Below are 21,027 nucleotides of genomic sequence, written 5' to 3'. Positions count from 1 at the left end.
CGACAGGGCGGGGTTTTAGCCTTGCAGAAGGCGCGCTACTTCGGGCGCGAAATAGGTCAGAACTCCGTCACAGCCCGCGCGTTTGAACGCCATCAGACTTTCCAGCATCACCTTCTCGCCATCGATCCATCCGTTCTGGGCGGCCGCCCGGATCATCGCAAACTCGCCCGACACCTGGTAGGCATAGGTCGGCGCGCCAAACGTGTCTTTAACCTGACGGCAGATATCAAGATAAGGCATGCCCGGCTTGATCATCACCATATCGGCACCTTCGGTCAGGTCGCGTTCGATCAGACGAAGCGCCTCGTTCGAATTGGCCGGGTCCATCTGATAGGTCTTCTTGTCGCCGGTCAGTGCGCCCGATGCGCCAACCGCATCGCGGAATGGACCGTAAAACGCGCTGGCATACTTGGCGGCGTAGCTGAGAATCATGACGTTGTGATGCCCCGCAGCCTCGAGCGCGTGGCGCATCGCACCGATACGTCCATCCATCATGTCCGACGGGCCGATGATATCCGCACCGGCATCCGCCTGCGCCAGCGTCATTTTCACCAGTGCTTCGACCGTGCGGTCATTTACGATCTCGCCATCGACGACATACCCGTCATGGCCGTTGATGTTGTACGGATCCAGCGCCACATCGGTCATGACGGCGATATCGGGGGCAGCATCCTTGATGGCACGAATGGCCCGGTTCGACAGGTTGTCAGGATTCCACGCTTCGGCGCAGTCTTCGGTTTTCAGGGCGCTGTCGGTATAGGGGAAAATGCAGATTGCAGGGATGCCAAGCGCCTGCGCCTCGACCGCGGCCTGGGCGATCAGATCGACCGATCGGCGAACGACGCCCGGCATTGACGGCACAGGTTCCTCGACCCCTTCACCGTCGCGCACGAACACCGGCCAGATCAGGTCATCCGGCGTCAGCGTATTCTCGCGGACCAGCCCCCGGATCGCCGCAGACTGGCGGGCCCGGCGGAAACGGGCGAGCGGATAGGGGGCGATGGTCGGTTTCATGGCGCGTTCTCCTTGAACAATCGTGCTTTGGGTGGCATGAAAACGCGTAGGTCTCAAGGGTAACAATCGACGCGGCATTGTGACAAAACCCCGTAAGACAATGTTTAAGGGGTTATGGCTTGGACTTATACTCTTCGATTACCGAAGTCATTGATTTGCGAAGCTTCTCGAACCTGTGGTTCTGGATCGCACTGGCTGTCATGTGGTCATCGGTGAGCCATTGGGTCCTTGGCGTGCCCTATGATCTGATCGTGCGCGCGCGACGCTCGGGCGGGCAGGCCGAAACGGATCTGATGGATATCGTCCGGATCAACACGAACCGCATGCTGTACATCATGGACATGTCCGGTGCCATTTTGTTTGCGATTTCGTGCTTTGTGCTGACCGGGCTTGCGATATCGGGCTTTTATTATGGGGTGGAGTTCGCGCAGGCTGTTTTCCTGCTGATGTTTCCGATGTCGATCGTGGTCATGCTGTATGTGGCGACCGCGCGTCGGCTGCAGCAGATCCCCAAACCTGACTTGGTCATCCGGACCCTGATGCGATGCAGGCTGTACACCCAGTTGATCGGCATGTTTTCGATACTGGTCACGGCCTTCTGGGGCATGTATCAGAACTTTTCTCTGGGACCACTGGGATAGACAAGTCGGAAAGGCGAGGCGATGAAGGCTGCGGACCACGTAACAGTTGGCGGAGCCCCCGAAGGGTTTGATGCGCAGCTTGTTCTGAAAGAGATTTCGCGGACCGGCGGTCCGGTGGCCCATGTCGCACGTGATGACAAGCGGATGGAGGCGATGCGGGCCGCGCTGGCCTTTTTTGCGCCGGAGATACCAGTCTTTGTTTTTCCCGGCTGGGATTGCTTACCTTACGATCGGGTTTCGCCCAACGCCGATATTTCGGCCACAAGGGTGGCGACCCTGGCGGCGCTGGTGCATCAGATGCCGCAGCAATTCGTGCTGTTGACGACCCTGAATGCCGCAACCCAGCGCGTGCCGGCCCGTGAGGTCCTGCGCGAAGCGGCCTTTACCGCGCGGGTCGGGCATCGCATTGACGAAGACGCATTGCGCAATTTTCTGGTTCGCATGGGGTTCACCCAAAGCCCCACTGTAATGGAGCCCGGCGACTATGCCATCCGGGGCGGGATCATCGACATATTCCCGCCCGGTGAATCCGGCCCCGTTCGTCTGGACCTGTTTGGCGATGTGCTGGACGGTGCCCGCCGGTTCGACCCGGTATCGCAACGAACCACCGAGAAACTGCAAATTGTCGAACTGGCCCCGGTATCGGAAGTCATTCTGGACGAAGCCGCGATCACCCGGTTCCGTCAGAACTATCGCATCGAATTCGGCGCCGCAGGTACAGATGACCCGCTTTACGAAGCGGTCAGTGCCGGGCGCAAGCATCAGGGGATGGAGCACTGGCTGCCTTTTTTCCATGACCGGCTGGAGACACTGTTCGACTATCTGTCCGGTGCGACGATCCTACTGGATGATCAGGTAACGCCCGCGCGGCTGGCCCGGTGGGACAGTATCGCGGATCAGTATGAAACCCGCAGGCTGGCGCTGGAAAACCGGTCGCGCTTGGACACGGTCTACAAGCCAACTCCGCCAGCCTTGCTGTACATGGATGACGGGGCCTGGGAACAGGCTGCTGCAGACCGGCGCGTGATGCAGTTCAGCCCGTTGCCGCAGGCAAGCGGACCGGGCGTGATCGACGCGGGTGGCCGGATCGGGCGCAATTTCGCCCCCGAACGACAGCAGGAAAACATCAGCCTGTTTGGCGCACTGGCCAGTCACATCACCGACAAACTGGCCAAGGGGCCGGTTCTGATTGCGTCCTATTCCGAAGGTGCCCGCGAACGCCTGACCGGTCTGATCGAGGATGAAGGCCTGGCCGAGGCGATCCCGGTGAAGGACGGCACTCGCATCGGCAAGCGCGGGTTGTACCTTGCTGTCTGGGCGCTGGAGCACGGGTTCGAAACCCCCGGTCTGACGGTGATTGGAGAACAGGATGTTCTGGGCGACCGCTTGATCCGGCAGCCAAGAAAACGCCGCAAGGCCGAGAATTTCCTGACCGAGACCCAATCGCTCAGCCCCGGTGATCTTGTTGTTCATGTCGACCACGGCATCGGTCGCTACATGGGGATGGAAGTGGTGACGGCAGCGGGGGCCGCGCACGAATGCCTTCTGCTGGAATACGCGGAACAGTCCAAACTATATCTGCCGGTTGAAAACATTGAGTTGCTGTCAAAATACGGTCACGAAGAAGGTCTGCTGGACCGTTTGGGCGGTGGCGCCTGGCAGGCTAAGAAAGCGAAGCTGAAAGAACGCATCCGCGAAATGGCGGACAAGTTGATCCGTATCGCCGCCGAACGCGCCCTGCGCAAGGCTCCGGTCATGGACCCGCCGCCGCATGCGTGGGAGGAGTTCAGCGCCCGTTTCCCCTATCAGGAAACCGACGACCAGTTGCGCGCCATTGCCGAGGTGATGGAGGACATGCATTCAGGCGCGCCGATGGACCGCCTGATCTGCGGCGATGTGGGCTTTGGCAAGACCGAGGTCGCAATGCGCGCGGCCTTTGTCGCTGCCATGTCCGGTGTTCAGGTGGCGGTTGTTGCGCCGACGACGCTGCTGGCCCGCCAGCACGCGGCCAGCTTCAGGGACCGTTTCAGAGGGTTCCCCCTGGAGGTCCGGCAGCTCTCACGCTTTGTTTCGGCCAAAGAGGCGCAGCAAACCCGGGACGGACTGGCGCGGGGAACGGTTGATATCGTGGTCGGTACCCATGCGTTGCTGGCCAAGGGTATTCGGTTCAACAATCTGGGCCTTCTGATTATCGACGAGGAACAGCATTTCGGAGTGGTGCATAAAGAGCGTCTGAAACAGTTGCGCTCGGACATTCACGTGCTGACCCTGACGGCCACGCCGATCCCGCGTACTTTGCAACTTTCGCTGACGGGCGTGCGTGATCTTTCGATCATCGGCACCCCGCCTATCGACCGTCTGGCCATCCGTACCTACGTCAGCGAATTCGATGCGGTCACTGTCCGCGAGGCGCTGCTGCGCGAACATTATCGGGGTGGGCAGAGCTTCTACGTGGTGCCGCGAATATCCGATCTTCGCGAGATCGAGGAATTCCTGAAAGAACAGCTGCCGGAACTGACTTATGTCATCGCTCATGGGCAAATGGCGGCTGGCGAGCTTGATGACCGGATGAATGCGTTCTACGACGGCAAATACGATGTACTGCTGGCCACGACGATTGTGGAAAGCGGTCTGGATATCCCGACCGCAAATACCATGGTCGTGCACCGCGCGGATATGTTCGGCCTTTCGCAGTTGTATCAGATACGGGGCCGGGTCGGGCGTTCGAAGGCCCGCGCCTATGCTTATCTGACCACCAAGCCGCGCCAGAAGCTGACCGCCACGGCCGAAAAACGCCTGCGCGTTCTGGGTTCGCTGGATACGCTTGGCGCAGGTTTCACCCTTGCCAGCCAGGATCTGGACATTCGTGGTGCAGGCAACCTGCTGGGCGAGGAGCAGTCCGGCCAGATGCGCGATGTGGGCTATGAACTGTATCAGTCGATGCTGGAAGAGGCGATTGCCAAGATCAAGGCGGGCGAGATTGAAGGACTGTCGGATGCTGATGATCAATGGGCTCCGCAGATCAATCTGGGCGTGCCGGTCCTGATCCCCGAGGATTACGTGCCGGATCTGGATGTGCGACTGGGCTTGTATCGCCGCCTCTCGTCGCTCTCGACCAAGGTCGAGTTGGAAGGGTTTGCAGCCGAACTGATCGACCGCTTTGGCACGCTTCCGAAAGAGGTGAACACCCTGATGCTGGTCGTGCGCATCAAGGCGATGTGCAAGCGGGCGGGTATCGCCAAACTGGATGGCGGACCGAAGGGCGCGACGATCCAGTTCCACAACGACAAGTTCGCCTCACCTCAGGGATTGGTCGATTTCATTCAGAACCAGCGCGGACTGGCGAAGGTCAAGGACAACAAGATTGTTGTGCGCAGGGATTGGAAGAAAGACAGCGACAAGATCAAGGGCGCGTTTGCCATTGCCCGCGATCTGGCCGAGAAGGTGGTTGCCGTGAAGAACAAGGCCAAGGTCTGAGCGTCGCGCTCAGTCACCGCCCACGAAGGTGCACAACTGCCATTCCCCCTGGTCGGATTTTACCAGCGCCGCGCGATGACCGGTCATAGGCCAGAGGTAGTCGCGGTGCATGAAGCCTCGCGCGCCGTCGGTCAGCATGACCTTCTGGTATTCGGCGTCAGGATCGTATTCGCTAATCAGGACGACCTCATGGCTTATCAGATCGACAATGTCAGCGGTCCGGTCTGCGCCCACCCGCAGTGACACCCCGGAGCCATTCACAAAATAAGCGTTGAACGGGTCGACGGATGCGGGCAGGCCGATCTTCCACTGATACGGCATCCAAAATTCGCCCAGATCGTCAAAATAACCGGGCGCGGCGAGGGTTTCCTCGAGGGCGGACCAGTAGGCTTCGCGCATCTCGTCGGCCTGATCTCGGTATTCCTCGGCCAGGGTGTCGGCAGGAAGTGTCAGGTTTTCCCTGAGTTCCCGGGGGCCGCCATTGCCGCCGTGGCTGAGATAGATGTCCGGGCAGGCCACCGCCACAACCGCTTCGGTGTCGCGGGCCGCGATATCAGCTAGCAGGTTGGCGCGGAACGTCACCAGCGTCGGGTCACGTTCGGCCTGGTCGACCGGGGTAAACGTCATGCGTTCGGCCTGAACGGGAAGACCGGCGGTCAAAAGCATCAGGGCAGGGAGCAGTCTCATTCGGCGGCCTTCATTGCGGACTGGGCGCAGAAGCACGAAGCGGCGACCGCGCGGTCTGCACGGGCCAGAGCCAGATCCAGTCTTTGTTTGATCTGCCTGATTTCAATGGAGTCACCTCGAGATTTCAGGCAATCGTATAGCCCCCTTAGGCTCCAGACATTGTCGGGATGGATCGACGCACGGCTGAGCGTGCCGCCCAGTCCTAGATCCTCGCGGTAGACAGCTTCGGCCTCGGCAACGTGGCCCTGTTCAAACAGCAAGGCCCCGAGTGCGTGGCGGGTTGGCTGCATCCAGCCCCAAGGTTCGTCATAAGGCAAAGTGTCATCCAATTCGACCGAGCGGCGCAGGTGTGCATAGGCCGTGTCGTAGTTTCCCTTGCGGTATTCGATTTCGCCCCGCAGCATTTCAGCTGCGATATCCAGCAGGTCGACGACACGATTATTGTGCAGTCGCCGGGTTTCGGGGACGCGGCCCCGGGCGGCAAGAAATCTTTGTTCTTCCGCTTCGGCCTCGGCCACCTGATCCGTCGCTGCAAATGCGATGGCACGGGCGTAGTGCGTGGTCGCGGTCAATGTGCAGTAGAGATCCGGGTCTTCGGGCAGTTCCAGAGCCTTGGCTTCGTCCCAACGGCCAAAACGGATAAGGATATGCGGCCCCATGGACATGTAGCTTTCGAAATAGTCCGCCATCGGCGGGCTTTCGATGCGCAGCATTTCCTCGGGCGTGGTGTCCCAGATGCCCTGATTGGCACGCAGGGCCGGTTCCATCTGGCCCATAAACAGCGCGCCGTAGATGGTGAAGTGATAGTTGTGCTGACGGTAACCGGTGTAGATGTTGAACGGACCTTCGCGTTCGTAATACTTCAAATCTGCTTCGGTGGCTTTTTCGTTCCAATGGGTGACGTTCTGGTAGTGGCCGCACTGGACGTCGATATGGGTGGGCATGTGCACCAGATGACCTGCGTCCGGCACCAGCGTGCGCAACACGTCCCCGGCTTTCAGCGCCTTTTCAGGAGTGGGCGACATCTCCATCAGGTGCACATACAAGTGCAAAATCCCCGGATGCGACATGGCGGCCGGGTCGTTCCCCATGGCCCATTCCAGGGTATCCTGCGCTTCGAGGGTGGCGGCGCCGTCGGCGGGTTGACCGGTTTCCAGATCCCACATTTTCCAGGGGGTCAGGTTCAGCAACGCCTCGACAAATATGGTGCGCAGATCCAGGTGATCGGGAAAAGCTGCAAAAACCGCGCGCATAGCGTCCGCAAAATCGTGGTCCCAGTCGTGCATATCCGCGATCGGCTCGCGCTGAGGATAGCGGGCGGGCAGGGCGCGGATGAGCGCCTGTTCAACCGGAGTGCACCATTCTACAAGCGCCAGTGCTTTTTGGGTGGCGTCATAAGCCTCGGCCAATGCCTTCTCTTGTCCCTGATTGTCCAGCAATTCCCACGGCAGGTTGTAGTTTGGTCCGGCTGCGTAAGCCACGCCCCAATGCGCCATGGCGCAGTCCGGATCATGTTCCGCCGCGCGCTGGAAACAGGCCAGGGCCTCGGTGTGGTTGTAGCCGTAGGTCCAGTTCAGACCTCGGTCGAACCACAGCTGCGCCTTTTCCGATGATGTGGTGACGGGGCAGGAGTATGTGCCCAGATCATAATAATCACTCATAGAAAACTCCCCCGAAAATCGCGGAAAGCTTAACGTGATTCAGTGCATTTGCACAGGCTCAGACCAGCAGTCTGTTTTCGACGCGACCCATGTGAACCATCACGCCGAAAGCCATGACGCACATGGCAAGAATGCCCGTTGTCAGCGGTGTCACTGAGCCATCGAACAAAAGGCCCACAGGTGAAGCGATGGCTGCGGCCAGAACGGTCGAAATCGACCCGATCACAGATGCCGCCATGCCTGCGATGTGGCCCATCGGTTCCATCGCGATGGCATTCAAATTGCCCAGAGTGACGCCAGCCATGAAGAAGATGGTGGTCTGCCAGAATACAAACACCGCGAATGAGGCGGCGGGCGTCAGGTTCGCCATATTCAGAAAAATGACGCAGGACGTGATCAGAATCTGCGCCCCAAGCGCCCATGTCACCACGCGCCGCATACCCACGCGGACGACAATCGCGGCGTTCAGCAGGCTGGCCGAACCAGACATCAGCGCGACAAACCCGAACCAGAACGGGAAACTGTCCGCACTGTCATGGATCACGTCATAGACCGGCTGCACCATGGTCAGCATGGTGAACAGAATGCCCATGCACAGGGTCTGAACCAATATCGAAAGGCGCACCGTGGGGTGTGACATCATCTCGTGCGTGGCCGCTACCAGCAGCGGCAGGCGAAATGGGCGACGGTCTTCGCGGGCCAGCGATTCCGGCAACCGTTTTCCCATCCACGTCACGACAATCAGGGCGAACAGGATGAAGGATACGAAAATCCCGCGCCAGCCGAACAGGGCAATCACGCCTGCGCCCAGCATCGGCGCAATTGCGGGAACAAGCGTAAATATCATCATCGCGATCGAAATGATCCGGGCCATTTCGCGCCCGGAATAGAGGTCGCGGATAATGGCCATGGCCACCACGCGGGGACCGGCGGCACCAAGTCCCTGAAGAACACGCGCAGCTAGAACCAGTTCAAGCGAGGAACTTGCCCAGGCAACAGCGGACGCCACGATATATAGCACTGCACCGCCAAAGATGACGGGCTTGCGCCCCAGCGCGTCCGAGATCGGGCCGGTGAAAAATGTGCCAAGCCCCATGCCCAGAACGAAGGATGTCAGGATCAGTTGCGCCCGGTTCACATCATCAGGGCTGAGCTCTGCGCCGATTTCGGGCAGGGCAGGCAGCATCGAGTCGATAGAGAACGCGATCGTGGCGAACATCATTGCTATCAACGCAATGAACTCGCCCCGCGACATGCGATTGGTCATGGGGAACTCCTTACCTGCTTGCGCTATCACGGCAAATCAGGCGGCGCTATAGCGCAAACGCACAGGACTATGTGCTAGTTTGCAGGGGAAGCCTCAAGTTGAGACATGATTTCGCGGATGACTTTTTCCCACATTTCCGGCTGCTGGGCGCCAGGAACTGCGTGTTTGTTGGCCACGATGAAGGTCGGTACGGACCCAACACCCATTTCCCGTGAATGCGTATCGCGGTTGCGGATATCGTCCCGGTCCGCGTCGGATTTCAGCAGCTTCATGACGACAGCCGCGTCCATTCCCTGACTGTCGGCGATGTCGGCAAGCACCTCATGGTCGCCGATGTCGCGTGCCTGCACAAAATAAGCATCGAACAAGGCGTCGACCACCGCGTCCTGCTTGCCTTCAATCCCGGCCCAATGGATCAGCCGGTGCGCATCAAGTGTGTTGGGCGTACGTTTCATGCCTTCGAAATCGATTTTCAGGCCAGCATTTTCGGCGTGTTCGACCACGGGCGCATAGGCCTGCACGGCACCATCCTTGCCGCCAAACTTGCGCTCAAGGTATTCTCGGCGGTCCATGCCCGCGTCCGGCATGTCGGGGTTCAGTTGAAACGGGTGCCATTCGATCACGAAAGGATGGTCCGGTATGGCGGCCAGCGCTTTGTCCAGATGGGTTTTGCCAATATAGCACCACGGGCAGATCGGATCGGACAGAATATCAAGCTTGACGGATTGGGTCATGAGTTCGGTGCCTTGAAATAGGCCGGCAATGCGCGGCGCAGGAGTTTGCCATTGCCACCTGCGGGAAGCGCCGGCAGATGTATGAAAGCGCGGGGCTGTTTGTATCGCGCAAGGTTGTCCTGGACATAGGCACGCAAGGCCGTCTCGTCCAGAGTTTCGGGGCCGGTGTAAAAGGCAGCTATCACAAATGTGTCCTGCTTGACCTCGACCGCCGCGGCACCGACCTGTGTGATCCCGGGGTATTTTGACAAGACGGCTTCGACCTCGACCGGCGAAACCCGATAGCCGCCCGCATTCATCATATCATCGTCGCGACCCAGATAGGTGATTTGCCCGTCGACCGCCATGGCGCCCTGATCTCCGGTCAGAAACCAGTCACCCTGCATGCGGGCCTGAGCCTCATCCGGGGCGTTCAGATAGGTCAGCATCAGGCCGGGGTCGGACCGGTGGATCGCGATTGTGCCTTCCTGTCCCTGCGGAACAGGGCCATCGGGTCCCAGAATGGCGATCTTGCGACCGGGTTGCGGCTGGCCCAATGCCTCGCCCCGGGCCGGGTTTTCAGGGCTGGAGGAAATGAAGGTCGAGCATTCGGACATGCCGTAGGCTTCGTAAAGTTCGGTTCCCGTAACCTCGGTCCAGCGTTCGTGCAGGTGGCGCGACAGTTTTTCGCCTGCGCACAGTCCGTGGCGCAGGTCGGGCAGTCTGAGCCGGTCTGTCCGCTGAACCATCTTTCGGTACACGCCGGGTGCTGCGGCAAAGATTGTGGCTCCGTGACGCCGCAACAAGTCGGGCAATGCTGCCGGATCGGTTCCCGGTTCGGGGATCAGCGCTGTCGCCCCGATGGTCCACGGATCCATCAGGCCAGTGCCCAGAGTGTAGGTCCAGTTGAACGCACCGGCATGACACAGCCGATCCTCGGGGCGCAGCCCATACCACCCGTCCACCATCATTTGCCGTGCCCAGATCGCGCGATGCGCATGCGCAACCGCACGCGGCTTGCCCGATGTCCCAGAGGTATAGACCACATAAGCCAGCCGATCCGGATCACCGAGATCAAAGGTGGCGGGCGGCAGATCACGCATGGCACGCAACGTTGCCAGATCGATCTGGCGGGGGTGCGGGGCACAGGCAACATCCGGTGCCTTCAGGATGGCGGCTGGGGACAGGTCGTCAATCATGCGGGCCGTTTCAGGCGCCGTCAGTTGCGATGACGTCGGAACAGGAACGACACCGACGGCAATCGCCCCCAAGTAGGCAATCGGGAAGTCGACAGTATTCCCAAGGCGCATCAGAACGATGTCGCCGGGTTTCAAACCGGCCTGCAACAACCCTGTGCCGGTGCCCAGAACGGCAGACAGCAATTGCCGATAGCTCCAGTCCTCGGTCGCCGTTTCATTCAGAACGGAGAGCGCGGTTTTTTCCGGAAGCCGCTCTGCGTGGCGCAGAACGTGCGCTGCGAGATTAAACGGGGTGGGGCAAGGGGCAGGCAGACCCTGATCAAATATGGACAGCATGTCGTCTGGCTAACGCGGGGCAAGGCGCGTTGCAAGCGGCGCGGCCCGGCCCTATAGAAGTGCCATGAGAACGCAGGACCCGAAATCCCTGATCCGTATCGCCCGCGATGCCGGTGAAAATGTCGAACCCGAGCCATTGGATCTGGGCGCGCGCGTGCGCGAATTGCGCAAGGCCCGCAAATGGACGCTGGAACAGGCGGCGACCCAGGCCGGTCTGGCGCGCTCAACGCTCAGCAAAATCGAAAACGGCCAGATGTCGCCAACCTATGATGCGCTGAAGAAACTCGCGACGGGGCTGGGGATTTCGGTGCCTCAACTGTTCACGCCACCCCAGCGCGATCAGGTCATTGGACGCATGTCCGTCACACGGATGGGGGAAGGTGCGGCCCATGCCACGACGACATACGAGCATGAGTTGCTGGCCGAAACGCTGACGAAAAAACAAATGCTGCCCTACCGGGCCCGCGTACGCGCCCGCTCGATGGACGAGTTCGACGGCTGGGTTCGTCATGATGGTGAGGAATTCCTGTACGTTCTGACAGGCGTCGTGCGGCTTTATACCGAGTATTATGAACCTGTCGAAATGCGCCGCGGCGACAGCGCCTATTACGACGGAAGCATGGGTCACAACGTCGTCTCGGTCAGTGACGAAGACGCGTTGATCCTGTGGGTTACGTCACTTGCGTAACGTCTGATCGAATTCGCGATTCAGGCTTTCGGTGAACAGGAAATCTTCCAGTTCTTCCCGGGCTTCGTTCACAGTCAGGTGGTGCCGTTCCGCCAAGTAAGCCTCGAACTGTTTTCTGTCTTGCCGGAAATGCGCGACGTCCTGATCACGCAGGTTCGGAAAGCGCCGCTTAGCGCGCGCCAAGGATCCGTTCCAGTCCTGCGTCAGTTCTGTCCATTTCATAATCATCAGCGAGCTTTCCGTTTCTTGTGCTACAGGACTGCCCGGCCCCCAGATATCAGGTTACGTAGGGGCGGGGTATATACATGCATGACAAAATGTCGCACCCGGGGATGTGATGACCGGAACGGAAAATGCCCGCTGCGGAACGTCCGCAACGGGCCACGGACCTGCGTTTCGGAGTGAGTGGCGGCCGGTCCGTGAACCACCAGGGCAGGGCGAACCGCCCGCAACTATATCACCGAAACTCAACAACTTTTGCACGGTTCACTGAGGTTCGATTTGATGACACGTTACATGCTCGGCACCCAATCCGTAAAGGTTCTTGTGTCCATTGGAGCAATTTTCGCTGAAATTAGAAGGTCCAACAACATATTGCGACGGACGTCGCGTAAGCAGTCATATGCTGCGGTATTTTGACATGTGCCACTTTCCGCCGAAGTATTCCTGACAACCGCCATCCGAGAAGACCGGGCAGCACACGTTAGACGAGCGTTGTGGGGCGTTGGTAAAGCGGGTTTCGCCGCACAAACGCGGGCGAGGAGGCGTTCGCCCGCTGCAGTTTATTCCTGATACCACCAGACCTCGGGCATGTATTGCGGGCCATCGCCGTAAATGGGCAGGTTTGGCGCGTACTTAAGCTCTTTCACATGCGCGATACGGCCGACATCGAAGTTCCAGATCGGAATGACATACCGGCCAGCGGTCAGGGTGCGGTCAAGCGCGCGGGTGGCCGCGACAAAGTCTTCCCGCGTTTCCGAAGCCAGCATCGCATCGATCATCGCGTCGACCGCGGGTGATGCGACACCCATCAGGTTCCGGGTTCCGGGCGTGTTCGCGCCATCGCTGCCCCAATAGAGGCGCTGCTCGTTTCCGGGGGACAGGGACATGGCTCTTCGGAATGGCGTCATATCGAAATCGTGTTCCGAGATGCGACCGGTGTATTGCGCGTTGTCGACCGTTTCGGTTGTCACCTGAATGCCAAGGCGTTCCAATGCACGGGAATAGATTTCGACTGCGGTGGCCATATCGCTGTCGCCCTGCTGCAGCAAGACGGTCATGGCGAAAGCATCGCCATTCTGGTTGCGCAGCACACCGTCCTGAATGGTCCACCCCGCTTCGGACAGCAGGTTCGCGGCCTTTCGGATATTGGCGCGATTGCGCGCCGAGCCATCGCCTTGTGGTGGGCTGTAGCCTTCAATCGTTCCGGGTAGAAGGTCATCGGCAAACGGTTGCAGCAACTCGGCGACCCGGCCTGTCGCCGGCCCGGGTTGCATCGCCAGGTCCGAGCCCGAGAAATACGAGGTGATCCGGGGCTGGGCACCGCCGGTGATGGTGTCGTTGATGAATTCGAAGTTGAACGCCAGCGTCAGCGCCTCGCGCACGCGCCAGTCATCGAATGGCGCCTTGCGCGTGTTCATCACAAAGCCGGTCATGCCCGACGGTTTGCCATGCGGGATTTCCGTTTTGACTACGTCTCCGCGCTGCGCGGCGGGGAAACTGTATTGCGTGTCCCACTTGTCGGCGTTGAATTCCCGAATGGCGGAGAGTTCCCCAGCCTTGAACGCTTCGAACAACACGGTCTGATCGCCGTAGAACTCGATCCTCATTTCATCGAGGTTCATGGTGCCACGGCGGAAGGGAACATCGCTGCCCCAGTAGTCAGGATTGCGGCGCAGGTTTACGAAGCGCCCGGCCTCATAGTCCTCGACGACATAAGGCCCCGAGCCGATTGGAACATCGTGCAACTGCGCGTCGGCAAAATCCTTGCCGTCCCATTGGGCCTTTTGAAGGATCGGGCGCAGGCCCGCAATCAGCGCCAGTTCGCGGTCAGGTTCGTTGAATGTGATCCTGACCGAGCGTGGACCAGTCTGTTCGATGCTGCCGATCTTGGACCACAACCCGCGATACCGGAGATGCCCTTCGGTCCCCAGAGTTTCATAGGACCACATCACGTCGTCCACGGTGACTGGGCTGCCGTCCGAGAATTGGGCGTTCTCGCGCAGCGTGAATTCCACCCAGGATCGGTCCTCGGCCGTCTCAACTGATTCGGCTAACAACCCGTAAAGAGTGAAAGGTTCGTCCCAGGATCGGCCCATCAGGCTCTCATGGGTCCAGAATCTCAGTTGCCAGGGTGACGTGCCTTTTTGCACAAACGGGTTCAAACTGTTATAGCCGCCGGTATTCCCGAAAACGACCTTTCCTCCTTTTGGTGCATCCGGGTTCACGTAAGGCAGAGACACAAAATCCGGTGGTAGGGCGGGATCGCCATACATAGCTATGCCATGAGACGAATCTGCATGGGCAAATGTGGTCGCAAAAATGCCGGTGATTCCCACCAGTATTGAACGAAGGGAGGGTGAAAAATCGGGGCTCATTTTGGAAACAATCCTGCTCTGGCCTTATTTTGTTGGGATTCACCGTAGCCATGATTTTTCTTATTATCAAACTTTTAGCTTGGACGAAGGCGCAGAATTGCTTATAAAGGATGCACTGCTCGATAGGTTTCTTGCCTGTATGAAACCTGCCTCAATAACTTAACGCCCGCTTCGTGCGGGCGTTTTTTTGTGATGAGGATGCCAGTGCGCGAGGAGTTGCATTGGCCCCAGCTTTCCCCGTTTTCTTTGCACGTGCAGCATGGCACTGTGTCGGAAATTCTGACTCAGCAGGAGAGCGGCGATGAGCGTTTCGGGAAAGACGGCAATTATCACGGGATCGAATTCGGGGATCGGGCTGGGCGTTGCGCGCGAACTGGCCAGGGCGGGCGCCAATGTGGTTTTGAATTCGTTCACCGATCGGGATGAGGACCATGCACTGGCTGCTGAAATCTCGAACGAGACCGGAACCAACGCGCGATATATCCAGGCCGACATGTCCAAGGGGGATGATTGCCGGGCCCTGATCGAAAAGGCCGGGGCTTGCGACATTCTTGTCAATAATGCGGGCATTCAGCACGTCGCGCCGATCGACCAGTTCCCGGTCGACAAATGGGATGCGATCATCGCGATCAACATGAACTCGGCCTTTCACACGATGGCGGCAGCTTTGCCAATGATGCGAAAGGCCGGGTGGGGGCGCATCGTCAATATCGCGTCGGCCCATGGTCTGACGGCGTCACTCTACAAGGCGGCCTATGTGTCGGCCAAACATGGTGTGGTCGGCATGACCAAGACAGTTGCGCTGGAAACGGCGCAGGAGCCGATCACCTGCAACGCCATTTGCCCGGGCTATGTTCTGACACCTCTGGTCGAGGCGCAAATCCCCGACACGATGAAAGAATACAACATGAGCCGCGAGGACGTGATCAAGAACGTGATGCTGGAACGCCAGCCCTCGAAAGAGTTTGCAACGGTCGAGCAACTTGGCGGGACGGCATTGTTTTTGTGCTCGGATGCGGCGGCGCAGATTACCGGAACGACGATTTCCGTCGATGGCGGCTGGACTGCCCTGTAAGATTTCATGGGGGCGCGGCCCCCATACCCCCGGAGTATTTTGGAAAAGATGAAGGGGCGGGCTATTGAAACGGATCAATCTGGCTTTGCAGGGCGGCGGCGCACATGGCGCCTTTACCTGGGGTGTACTGGACCGGTTGCTGGATGAAGAGGATATTGAGGTTGCCGCAATTACCGGCACATCCGCAGGGGCGCTAAACGGGGCGGCTTTCAAGTCCGGGATGGTGCGGGCCGGGCGCGATGGGGCGCGGGAATGTCTGAACGGATTATGGACGCGCATGGGGGCGGTTGGCGACATGCGGATTGCCAACTGGATGCAGGCGCTTGAGCCTGCCCAGATCGCGCAGGCCGTGGAGTATTCGCTTCCCTATTCGATTGGCGACGCGTGGTCGCGCATGGTTTCGCCTTATGCCTACGGTCCGTTTTACCAGAACCCGTTGAAGTCCGTCGTTGACCGTTTTGACTTTGGCGAGATTTGCGCGAACGAAGGCCCGCAGCTGTTTGTCTGTGCGACCTGCGTGCGCAGCGGCAAGATCCGGGTGTTCACGGGCGAAGATGTATCGACGGATGCCATACTCGCCTCGGCCTGCCTGCCTACGCTGTTCAAGGCCGTAGAGATATTCGATCCGAAGACGGGGCGAACCGAGGCCTATTGGGACGGAGGTTTTACGGGAAATCCTGCGCTGTTTCCTTTGTTCAATGACGAGTTGCCGGATGATGTGGTCATCGTGAACATCAACCCGCTTGAGCGGGACGAGGTTCCGAAGACACCACAGCAGATTCAGAACCGGATCAACGAGATCAGCTTCAATTCGTCCCTGTTTCGCGAACTCAGGGCGATTGACTTTGTGCAGCGCTTGTTGCGTGAGGGCAAACTGAAGGCGGGTGAGATGAGCCGGGTTCTGGTTCACATGATCGCAGACAATGAGTTGATGAACAGTCTGTCGGTTGCCACGAAGACCGTTCCCAACCCGGTGATCCTGCACAAGCTGAAAAAGGCGGGCCGGGCAGCCGCGGACGGCTTTCTGTCAGCCCACAAAACCGATCTGGGTGCGCGTAGCACAGTAGATCTGCGTGCGATGTTTGGCTGATCACTCTGGCGGGCGGGTCGGGTCTTTTTCGTTTGGATAAACAAGACCTGCCGAGATCACCAGTTTCGCGGCATCCTCGATCGTCATGTCCAGCAGGATGACGTCTTCGGCTGGAAAAAACAGCAGAAACCCGGATGTGGGGTTCGGGGTCGTCGGAACAAACACGCTGAGCAGTTCGCCGCCGGTCTCCGCAAGGCGGCTGACCTCGCCTTTGGCGGTGGTGGACACGAACCCGATCGCCCAGATTCCACGGCGCGGATACTGGATAAGGCAAGCCTTTTCGAACGAGCGGTCTGTTTGGGCAAAAACCGTTTCGGAAATTTGCTTGATCCCGGAATAGACCGAGCGGACGACAGGCATCCGATCAACAACGCGTTCTGCAAAAAGGATCAGCGAACGTCCCAGTATACCCTTGGCCACCCAGCCCACGATCACCGTGAAGATCAGGAAGATGATGACCCCGACGCCGCGCAGGTTGATGCCGACATATTCCTGCGGCTGAAACCTTTGCGGCACCAGCGGCAGGACCGCACTGTCGATCCAGCCCACCACGGACCAGATCAACCAGATTGTAAGCCAGACCGGCGCAATGACGACAATCCCCGTCAGAAACGACGCCCGCAGGCCTGCAAACAGGCCGGGGCGGCGATGCGGTTCTTCGTCAAACGGTGTATTCATCTTAGTTCCGAGCGGTTTGCAGACTGCAATTAAGCAGTCTGGCGTGATGGTGCAATAGGGACGGTGTCAGGCGGCGTTGCGGGTCAAAGCCGTTGCGATGCCGGCGGCAAGGCGGGCGTTGTTGCGAACAAGCGCGATATTGGCCGTCAGGGATCGGCCCATGGTCTGCTCGAATATACGCTGCAGAAGATAAGGAGTGACGCCTTTTCCTGTGATCCGGTGTGTCTCGGCGTCGGATTGGGCTGATGCGATAATCGGTGCCAGTTCATCGGCCGGGATCTGGTCGGTCTCGGGGATCGGGTTTGCAACAAGTTGTCCCCCGGGCAGGCCAAGGGCGCGGCGGGTTGAGTGGGCCTTTGCGATCTCTTCCGGGCTGTCCATGCGCAAAGGCGCGGCATAGGGTGATTTGGCTGACCAGAAGGCCGGGAATTCATCCTGACCATGGGCAATCACCGGTACGCCCAGTGTTTCCAGAACCTCGAGCGTTTTGGCCAGATCCAGAATGGCCTTGGCGCCCGCGGCCACGACTGTCACCGGCGTCTGGGCAAGCTCATGCAGGTCGGCGGAAATATCGAACGAGGTTTCGGCCCCCTGATGCACGCCACCGATGCCACCGGTGGCAAAAACCTCGATCCCCGCGTAATGAGCGGCGATCATCGTCGCAGCAACGGTTGTCGCACCGGTGCCGCCGGTCGAGATGCAGGCGGCCATGTCGGCACGCGATATTTTGGCGACACCCTGCGCCTTGCCCAGATCCTGCAACTGGTCAGGTTCCAGCCCAACATGTAGTTTGCCCCTGATCACAGCCATGGTGGCGGGAACCGCCCCTGCGTCGCGAATATCTTGTTCGACCTGTGAGGCGACCTCGATGTTCTGCGGGTAGGGCATTCCGTGGGTGATGATTGTGCTTTCAAGCGCGACGATGGGCTGGCCTGCGTCTTTGGCGGCGCGGACCTCGGCTGAGTATTGGATGTCGATCACAGTGGGGTTTCTCCGGAAACATAAGTTGCGGCGGCGTGCAAAGCGCGGGTCAGGGCCGCGTCGCTATCTGCGCCATTTGCTTCAGCGGCAATATGGGCCGCCATGAAAGTATCACCCGCGCCGGTCACGCGCGTAACCAATACGGACGGGGGTTTCTGGGTCTGGATGCCATCGGCCGATCCGACAGTGGCCGAGTTGCCGCCATCCGTTACCAAAACCCGTAGCGCGCCCCGATCCAGCAGGCCCTGGGCAGCGCTTTCGGAATCCTCGAACTCGCGCTGACACAGCAGTCCGGCTTCTTCGAGGTTGACGTAAAGCGTCGCGCGGGCGTGTTTGAGGAAAGGCAGAAGGCGCTCGGCCTTGCCGGGTGATGCAGGGGCAACGCGCAGGTCAGCGCGAGAGAACGCCGGACTTTGCGCGATCTCCTCCAGCAGGTCTTGCGTCAGGTTCCCGTCCAGCGCAACCGGACCTTCGAATGGCGTATTCTCGCGCCCCAATGGCCCATGCATCAGGGGGCGCAGGATCTTGGCTCCGGCGGCTTCGAGAGAGTGGGCATCCGCGATTGCGGCAATCAGACCGTTTGCACCTTCGACCGCCATGTACCGGTCTGTCGGCAAATCCTGCGAGCGGTAGATATGGTCTGTCACCATCCCAAGGCGTGCACAGGCGTGCACAAGCTCGTCACCTTCGGGATCACGGCCAATGGCGGTCAACAAGGTTGGGGTCATACCAAAGCGGACCAGCGTCATTGCGATGTTCATCGCCACGCCACCAGGCAGTCGGGTAATCCGCCCCGGAACATCCGAGCCCTGACGCATGACGCTGGCGGATCGTCCGATCACGTCCCACAGGACGGACCCGATACATAAAATTTCACTGGTCTGAGTCATGCCGTTGTCATGCCGCAGCCCCGTGATCCGTGCAAGTCAGAACGTTAACGCCAATGGGAATTCCTGGCGCGGCCTGCCGTTTTGGCTTGCCATCGCGTGTTATCGGCAGAACAATCGAAGGATATGTTGTCGGTATTCATGTTCATGTTGGATTGAAGCAAATGAGCCGCATTGTCAGAGCGTTATTCAAAACCCGCCCTGTACTTCTTCTTCTTGTTGCTCCTTTGGTTTTCTGGATCGCAGTCGGCAACGCATCAGCTCAGACGGCGAAACCGACAGTAGTAGATTTTCGGATCAATCAGGGCACATTGTTTCTGGAAATCAGCATGAATGCCGAGGCATTCGTCGCCGGGATTAACCCTTCGGCGGATCCGTCGCCCGTTTCAGGTGAGTACAGAAGACTTCGCCGCTTGGCGTCTTCGGAACTTGAGCCGCACATAAAGCAGTTCATTAAAGGCTGGTCGCCGTCCATGAACGTGTTGGCAGGTGGACCCGTCACGCTGTCCTACGAAGGTTCCCGCGTTCCTGTGGCCGGAGACCCTGAGGTGCCAAGGATTTCACGGGTTCTGCTGGCCGGGGCTTTTCCACCCGGCGCGTCCAGCCTGCAGCTGACCTGGCCGGAAGGTCACGGGCCGATGGTCCTCAGGCAGCAGGGGGTGGATGCGCCTTATACCGGGTATCTTGTGGCGGGCGAGGCAAGCCCTCTGATTCCGCTGCGCGGTGGGGCCGGTCTGGACCCGGGTCAAACCCTGAAGGCCTATTTCTCCAACGGAATCGTGTATGCCACGACAGACGGGCTGCCGGTTATCCTGATTGCGTTGCTGCTGGTGCTGCACGCCCTTTGGGTGTCGGCGGCCTTATGGCAGCTTTCTGCTTTCGCGCTGGCCACGGCGGTTGGTCTGATATTGGGCACGTTACAGCTTGTCGCGATCCCCATTGCCTGGGTGCCGTATCTCATGCCCGCAGCAACCGTGGTGCTAGGTGTGTGGAACGTTACAGTCCGGCGACCGGGCTTTCTGCGTTTGCTGACTGTTGCTCTGGTGGGTGGTCTGATCGGTTTAAGCCAGGCCTTCGCTTTGACGGCGGTCGGAGTACCGCCGGATCGGCTGGCACCGGCGGTTCTGGGCTTTGGTCTGGGCGCGTTGACCGTGCCGGTCTCGGCCGCTGCCGTGGTATTTGCATTGGCACTGGCGGTTTCCCGCAGATCGATCCGGCTCAGGCTTCGGATTTCGGTTCTGCTATCCCTCGTGATTGCCGGCTTCGGAGCCTATACCTTTGTTCGGCCCTTCCTGCCTTTCTAGGAAAGTGGCGCCAATAAAGCGGTCAGCGCTGCGACAGGATCATCACCCGCCCAGATTTCGTCGCCGATCCCAAAAAAGTCGGTGCAGGTGGCCAGACTGCCAATCAGTTCAGCCGTCAGACCGCCTTCGGCCACAACCGGAACTTCGATCATCTCGGACCACCACTGAAACAGATCTTCTTCGGCGCGCGTGCCGTCGCCAAGCTTGTCTGTTCCAACCGGCCCGAAGGCGACATAGTCCGCCCCGGCTTCACCGGCGGTCATGCCGTCATGGCTGGAAGCTCCGCAAAAGCTTCCGACGATCGCATCTGCCCCCAGTTCCTTACGGGCGGACCGCACGGAACGGGCGGCGTCATCCAGATGCACCCCGTCCAGACCAAGACGTTGCGCCAACAGAACGTGGTTTGAAATCACCAGCGCCACGTCCCGCGCATGGGCGACTTCACGGCAGGCATCGGCCGCGCGTGCGATTGCATCTTCGTCATTGCCCGCCAGCGCCAAGCGGATGCACGCGATTTCTGTGCTGTCCAGAACGCGCGCCAGTCTTTCAGGGAATCGGCTCAGTTCGATGGCCGGCGGTGTGATCAGGTAGATCTGCGGCTGCTCGGTGGTGTCCATTGGCGCGTCCTTCGGATTTCTGTCTTTGGCGGGGTTTAGCGGATTGAGCGGGGGAAGCAAACTTTTATGCCTGCCAAGCGGGTATTTGAGAGCAGAACAAGGTGATTGGCTTGCC

General features: G+C 59.4%; 18 protein-coding genes. 6 read left to right on the top strand and 12 right to left on the bottom strand.

Annotated features, from left to right (window positions below; translation table 11 throughout):
- Positions 1-15: 15 nt before the first annotated feature.
- On the bottom strand, positions 16-1,014 hold the full coding sequence (hemB, locus tag ACR0CG_RS00555) for a porphobilinogen synthase (protein ID WP_480522387.1): 999 nt from the start codon (positions 1,012-1,014) through the stop codon (positions 16-18).
- Between the two features lie 119 nt (positions 1,015-1,133).
- Here hemB and ACR0CG_RS00550 point away from each other — a divergent pair, with 119 nt between their 5' ends.
- Together ACR0CG_RS00550 and mfd are read left to right on the top strand one after the other, a co-directional pair.
- A complete protein-coding gene (locus ACR0CG_RS00550; protein ID WP_170610777.1) occupies positions 1,134-1,655 on the top strand; it encodes a component of SufBCD complex in 522 nt (173 codons plus the stop codon).
- Positions 1,656-1,676: 21 nt separating this feature from the next.
- The gene (gene mfd, locus ACR0CG_RS00545) at positions 1,677-5,132 is read left to right on the top strand and encodes a transcription-repair coupling factor (RefSeq protein WP_480522386.1); all 3,456 of its coding nucleotides are present in this window, start codon (positions 1,677-1,679) and stop codon (positions 5,130-5,132) included.
- Positions 5,133-5,141: 9 nt separating this feature from the next.
- Here the strand turns inward: mfd and ACR0CG_RS00540 are convergent, their stop codons facing one another.
- From ACR0CG_RS00540 to ACR0CG_RS00520, 5 genes are all read right to left on the bottom strand, one after another.
- On the bottom strand, positions 5,142-5,819 hold the full coding sequence (locus ACR0CG_RS00540; RefSeq protein ID WP_480522385.1) for an SH3 domain-containing protein: 678 nt from the start codon (positions 5,817-5,819) through the stop codon (positions 5,142-5,144).
- Positions 5,816-7,480 carry a tetratricopeptide repeat protein gene (locus ACR0CG_RS00535; protein ID WP_480522384.1) on the bottom strand — a complete coding sequence of 555 codons (1,665 nt, stop codon included), beginning with the start codon at positions 7,478-7,480 and terminating at the stop codon, positions 5,816-5,818. Before ACR0CG_RS00535 ends, ACR0CG_RS00540 begins: the two co-directional genes overlap by 4 nt.
- 58 nt (positions 7,481-7,538) lie before the next feature.
- Positions 7,539-8,747: an MFS transporter gene (locus ACR0CG_RS00530; RefSeq protein ID WP_480522383.1), complete on the bottom strand. Its 1,209-nt coding sequence runs from the start codon at positions 8,745-8,747 to the stop codon at positions 7,539-7,541.
- 74 nt (positions 8,748-8,821) lie between these two features.
- Entirely contained in the window at positions 8,822-9,481 is a 660-nt protein-coding gene (locus tag ACR0CG_RS00525) for a DsbA family oxidoreductase (RefSeq protein ID WP_170610790.1), read from the bottom strand.
- Positions 9,478-10,995 carry a class I adenylate-forming enzyme family protein gene (locus ACR0CG_RS00520; RefSeq protein WP_480522382.1) on the bottom strand — a complete coding sequence of 506 codons (1,518 nt, stop codon included), beginning with the start codon at positions 10,993-10,995 and terminating at the stop codon, positions 9,478-9,480. The genes ACR0CG_RS00525 and ACR0CG_RS00520 overlap by 4 nt, the downstream gene beginning before the upstream one ends.
- Positions 10,996-11,059: 64 nt before the next feature.
- Between ACR0CG_RS00520 and ACR0CG_RS00515 the strand changes: the two genes are divergently transcribed.
- The gene (locus ACR0CG_RS00515) at positions 11,060-11,683 is read left to right on the top strand and encodes an XRE family transcriptional regulator (RefSeq protein WP_170610796.1); all 624 of its coding nucleotides are present in this window, start codon (positions 11,060-11,062) and stop codon (positions 11,681-11,683) included.
- On the opposite strand, the gene ACR0CG_RS00510 is transcribed toward ACR0CG_RS00515, so the two are convergent.
- Together ACR0CG_RS00510 and ACR0CG_RS00505 are read right to left on the bottom strand one after the other, a co-directional pair.
- Positions 11,672-11,911 carry a hypothetical protein gene (locus ACR0CG_RS00510; protein WP_480490055.1) on the bottom strand — a complete coding sequence of 80 codons (240 nt, stop codon included), beginning with the start codon at positions 11,909-11,911 and terminating at the stop codon, positions 11,672-11,674. The two genes, ACR0CG_RS00515 and ACR0CG_RS00510, sit on opposite strands and share 12 nt — an antisense overlap.
- A 554-nt stretch (positions 11,912-12,465) precedes the next feature.
- Positions 12,466-14,280, bottom strand: a complete 1,815-nt coding sequence (locus ACR0CG_RS00505) for an extracellular solute-binding protein (RefSeq protein WP_480522381.1) — start codon at positions 14,278-14,280, stop codon at positions 12,466-12,468.
- Positions 14,281-14,581: 301 nt separating this feature from the next.
- Between ACR0CG_RS00505 and ACR0CG_RS00500 the strand changes: the two genes are divergently transcribed.
- Together ACR0CG_RS00500 and ACR0CG_RS00495 are read left to right on the top strand one after the other, a co-directional pair.
- Positions 14,582-15,355 (top strand): 3-hydroxybutyrate dehydrogenase, encoded by a 774-nt coding sequence (locus tag ACR0CG_RS00500; protein WP_480522380.1) that lies wholly within the window; start codon positions 14,582-14,584, stop codon positions 15,353-15,355.
- A 64-nt stretch (positions 15,356-15,419) separates the two neighbouring features.
- Positions 15,420-16,445 (top strand): patatin-like phospholipase family protein, encoded by a 1,026-nt coding sequence (locus ACR0CG_RS00495; protein ID WP_480522379.1) that lies wholly within the window; start codon positions 15,420-15,422, stop codon positions 16,443-16,445.
- On the opposite strand, the gene ACR0CG_RS00490 is transcribed toward ACR0CG_RS00495, so the two are convergent.
- The 3 genes from ACR0CG_RS00490 to ACR0CG_RS00480 form a co-directional block, all read right to left on the bottom strand.
- The gene (locus ACR0CG_RS00490) at positions 16,446-17,123 is read right to left on the bottom strand and encodes a DUF502 domain-containing protein (RefSeq protein ID WP_170610807.1); all 678 of its coding nucleotides are present in this window, start codon (positions 17,121-17,123) and stop codon (positions 16,446-16,448) included.
- Between the two features lie 66 nt (positions 17,124-17,189).
- Positions 17,190-18,104 (bottom strand): pseudouridine-5'-phosphate glycosidase, encoded by a 915-nt coding sequence (locus ACR0CG_RS00485; protein ID WP_480522378.1) that lies wholly within the window; start codon positions 18,102-18,104, stop codon positions 17,190-17,192.
- A complete protein-coding gene (locus tag ACR0CG_RS00480) occupies positions 18,101-18,994 on the bottom strand; it encodes a PfkB family carbohydrate kinase (RefSeq protein WP_480522377.1) in 894 nt (297 codons plus the stop codon). Before ACR0CG_RS00480 ends, ACR0CG_RS00485 begins: the two co-directional genes overlap by 4 nt.
- A gap of 161 nt (positions 18,995-19,155) precedes the next feature.
- Here ACR0CG_RS00480 and ACR0CG_RS00475 point away from each other — a divergent pair, with 161 nt between their 5' ends.
- Positions 19,156-20,295 carry a HupE/UreJ family protein gene (locus tag ACR0CG_RS00475; protein WP_480522376.1) on the top strand — a complete coding sequence of 380 codons (1,140 nt, stop codon included), beginning with the start codon at positions 19,156-19,158 and terminating at the stop codon, positions 20,293-20,295.
- Here the strand turns inward: ACR0CG_RS00475 and ACR0CG_RS00470 are convergent.
- Complete coding sequence (locus ACR0CG_RS00470; RefSeq protein ID WP_480522375.1) at positions 20,292-20,912, bottom strand: thiamine phosphate synthase; 621 nt, start codon at positions 20,910-20,912, stop codon at positions 20,292-20,294. The two genes, ACR0CG_RS00475 and ACR0CG_RS00470, sit on opposite strands and share 4 nt — an antisense overlap.
- Positions 20,913-21,027: the final 115 nt, after the last annotated feature.

Source organism: Ruegeria sp. AB8, assembly GCF_056542605.1.
This window is presented reverse-complemented; position numbering and strand designations above follow the sequence as displayed.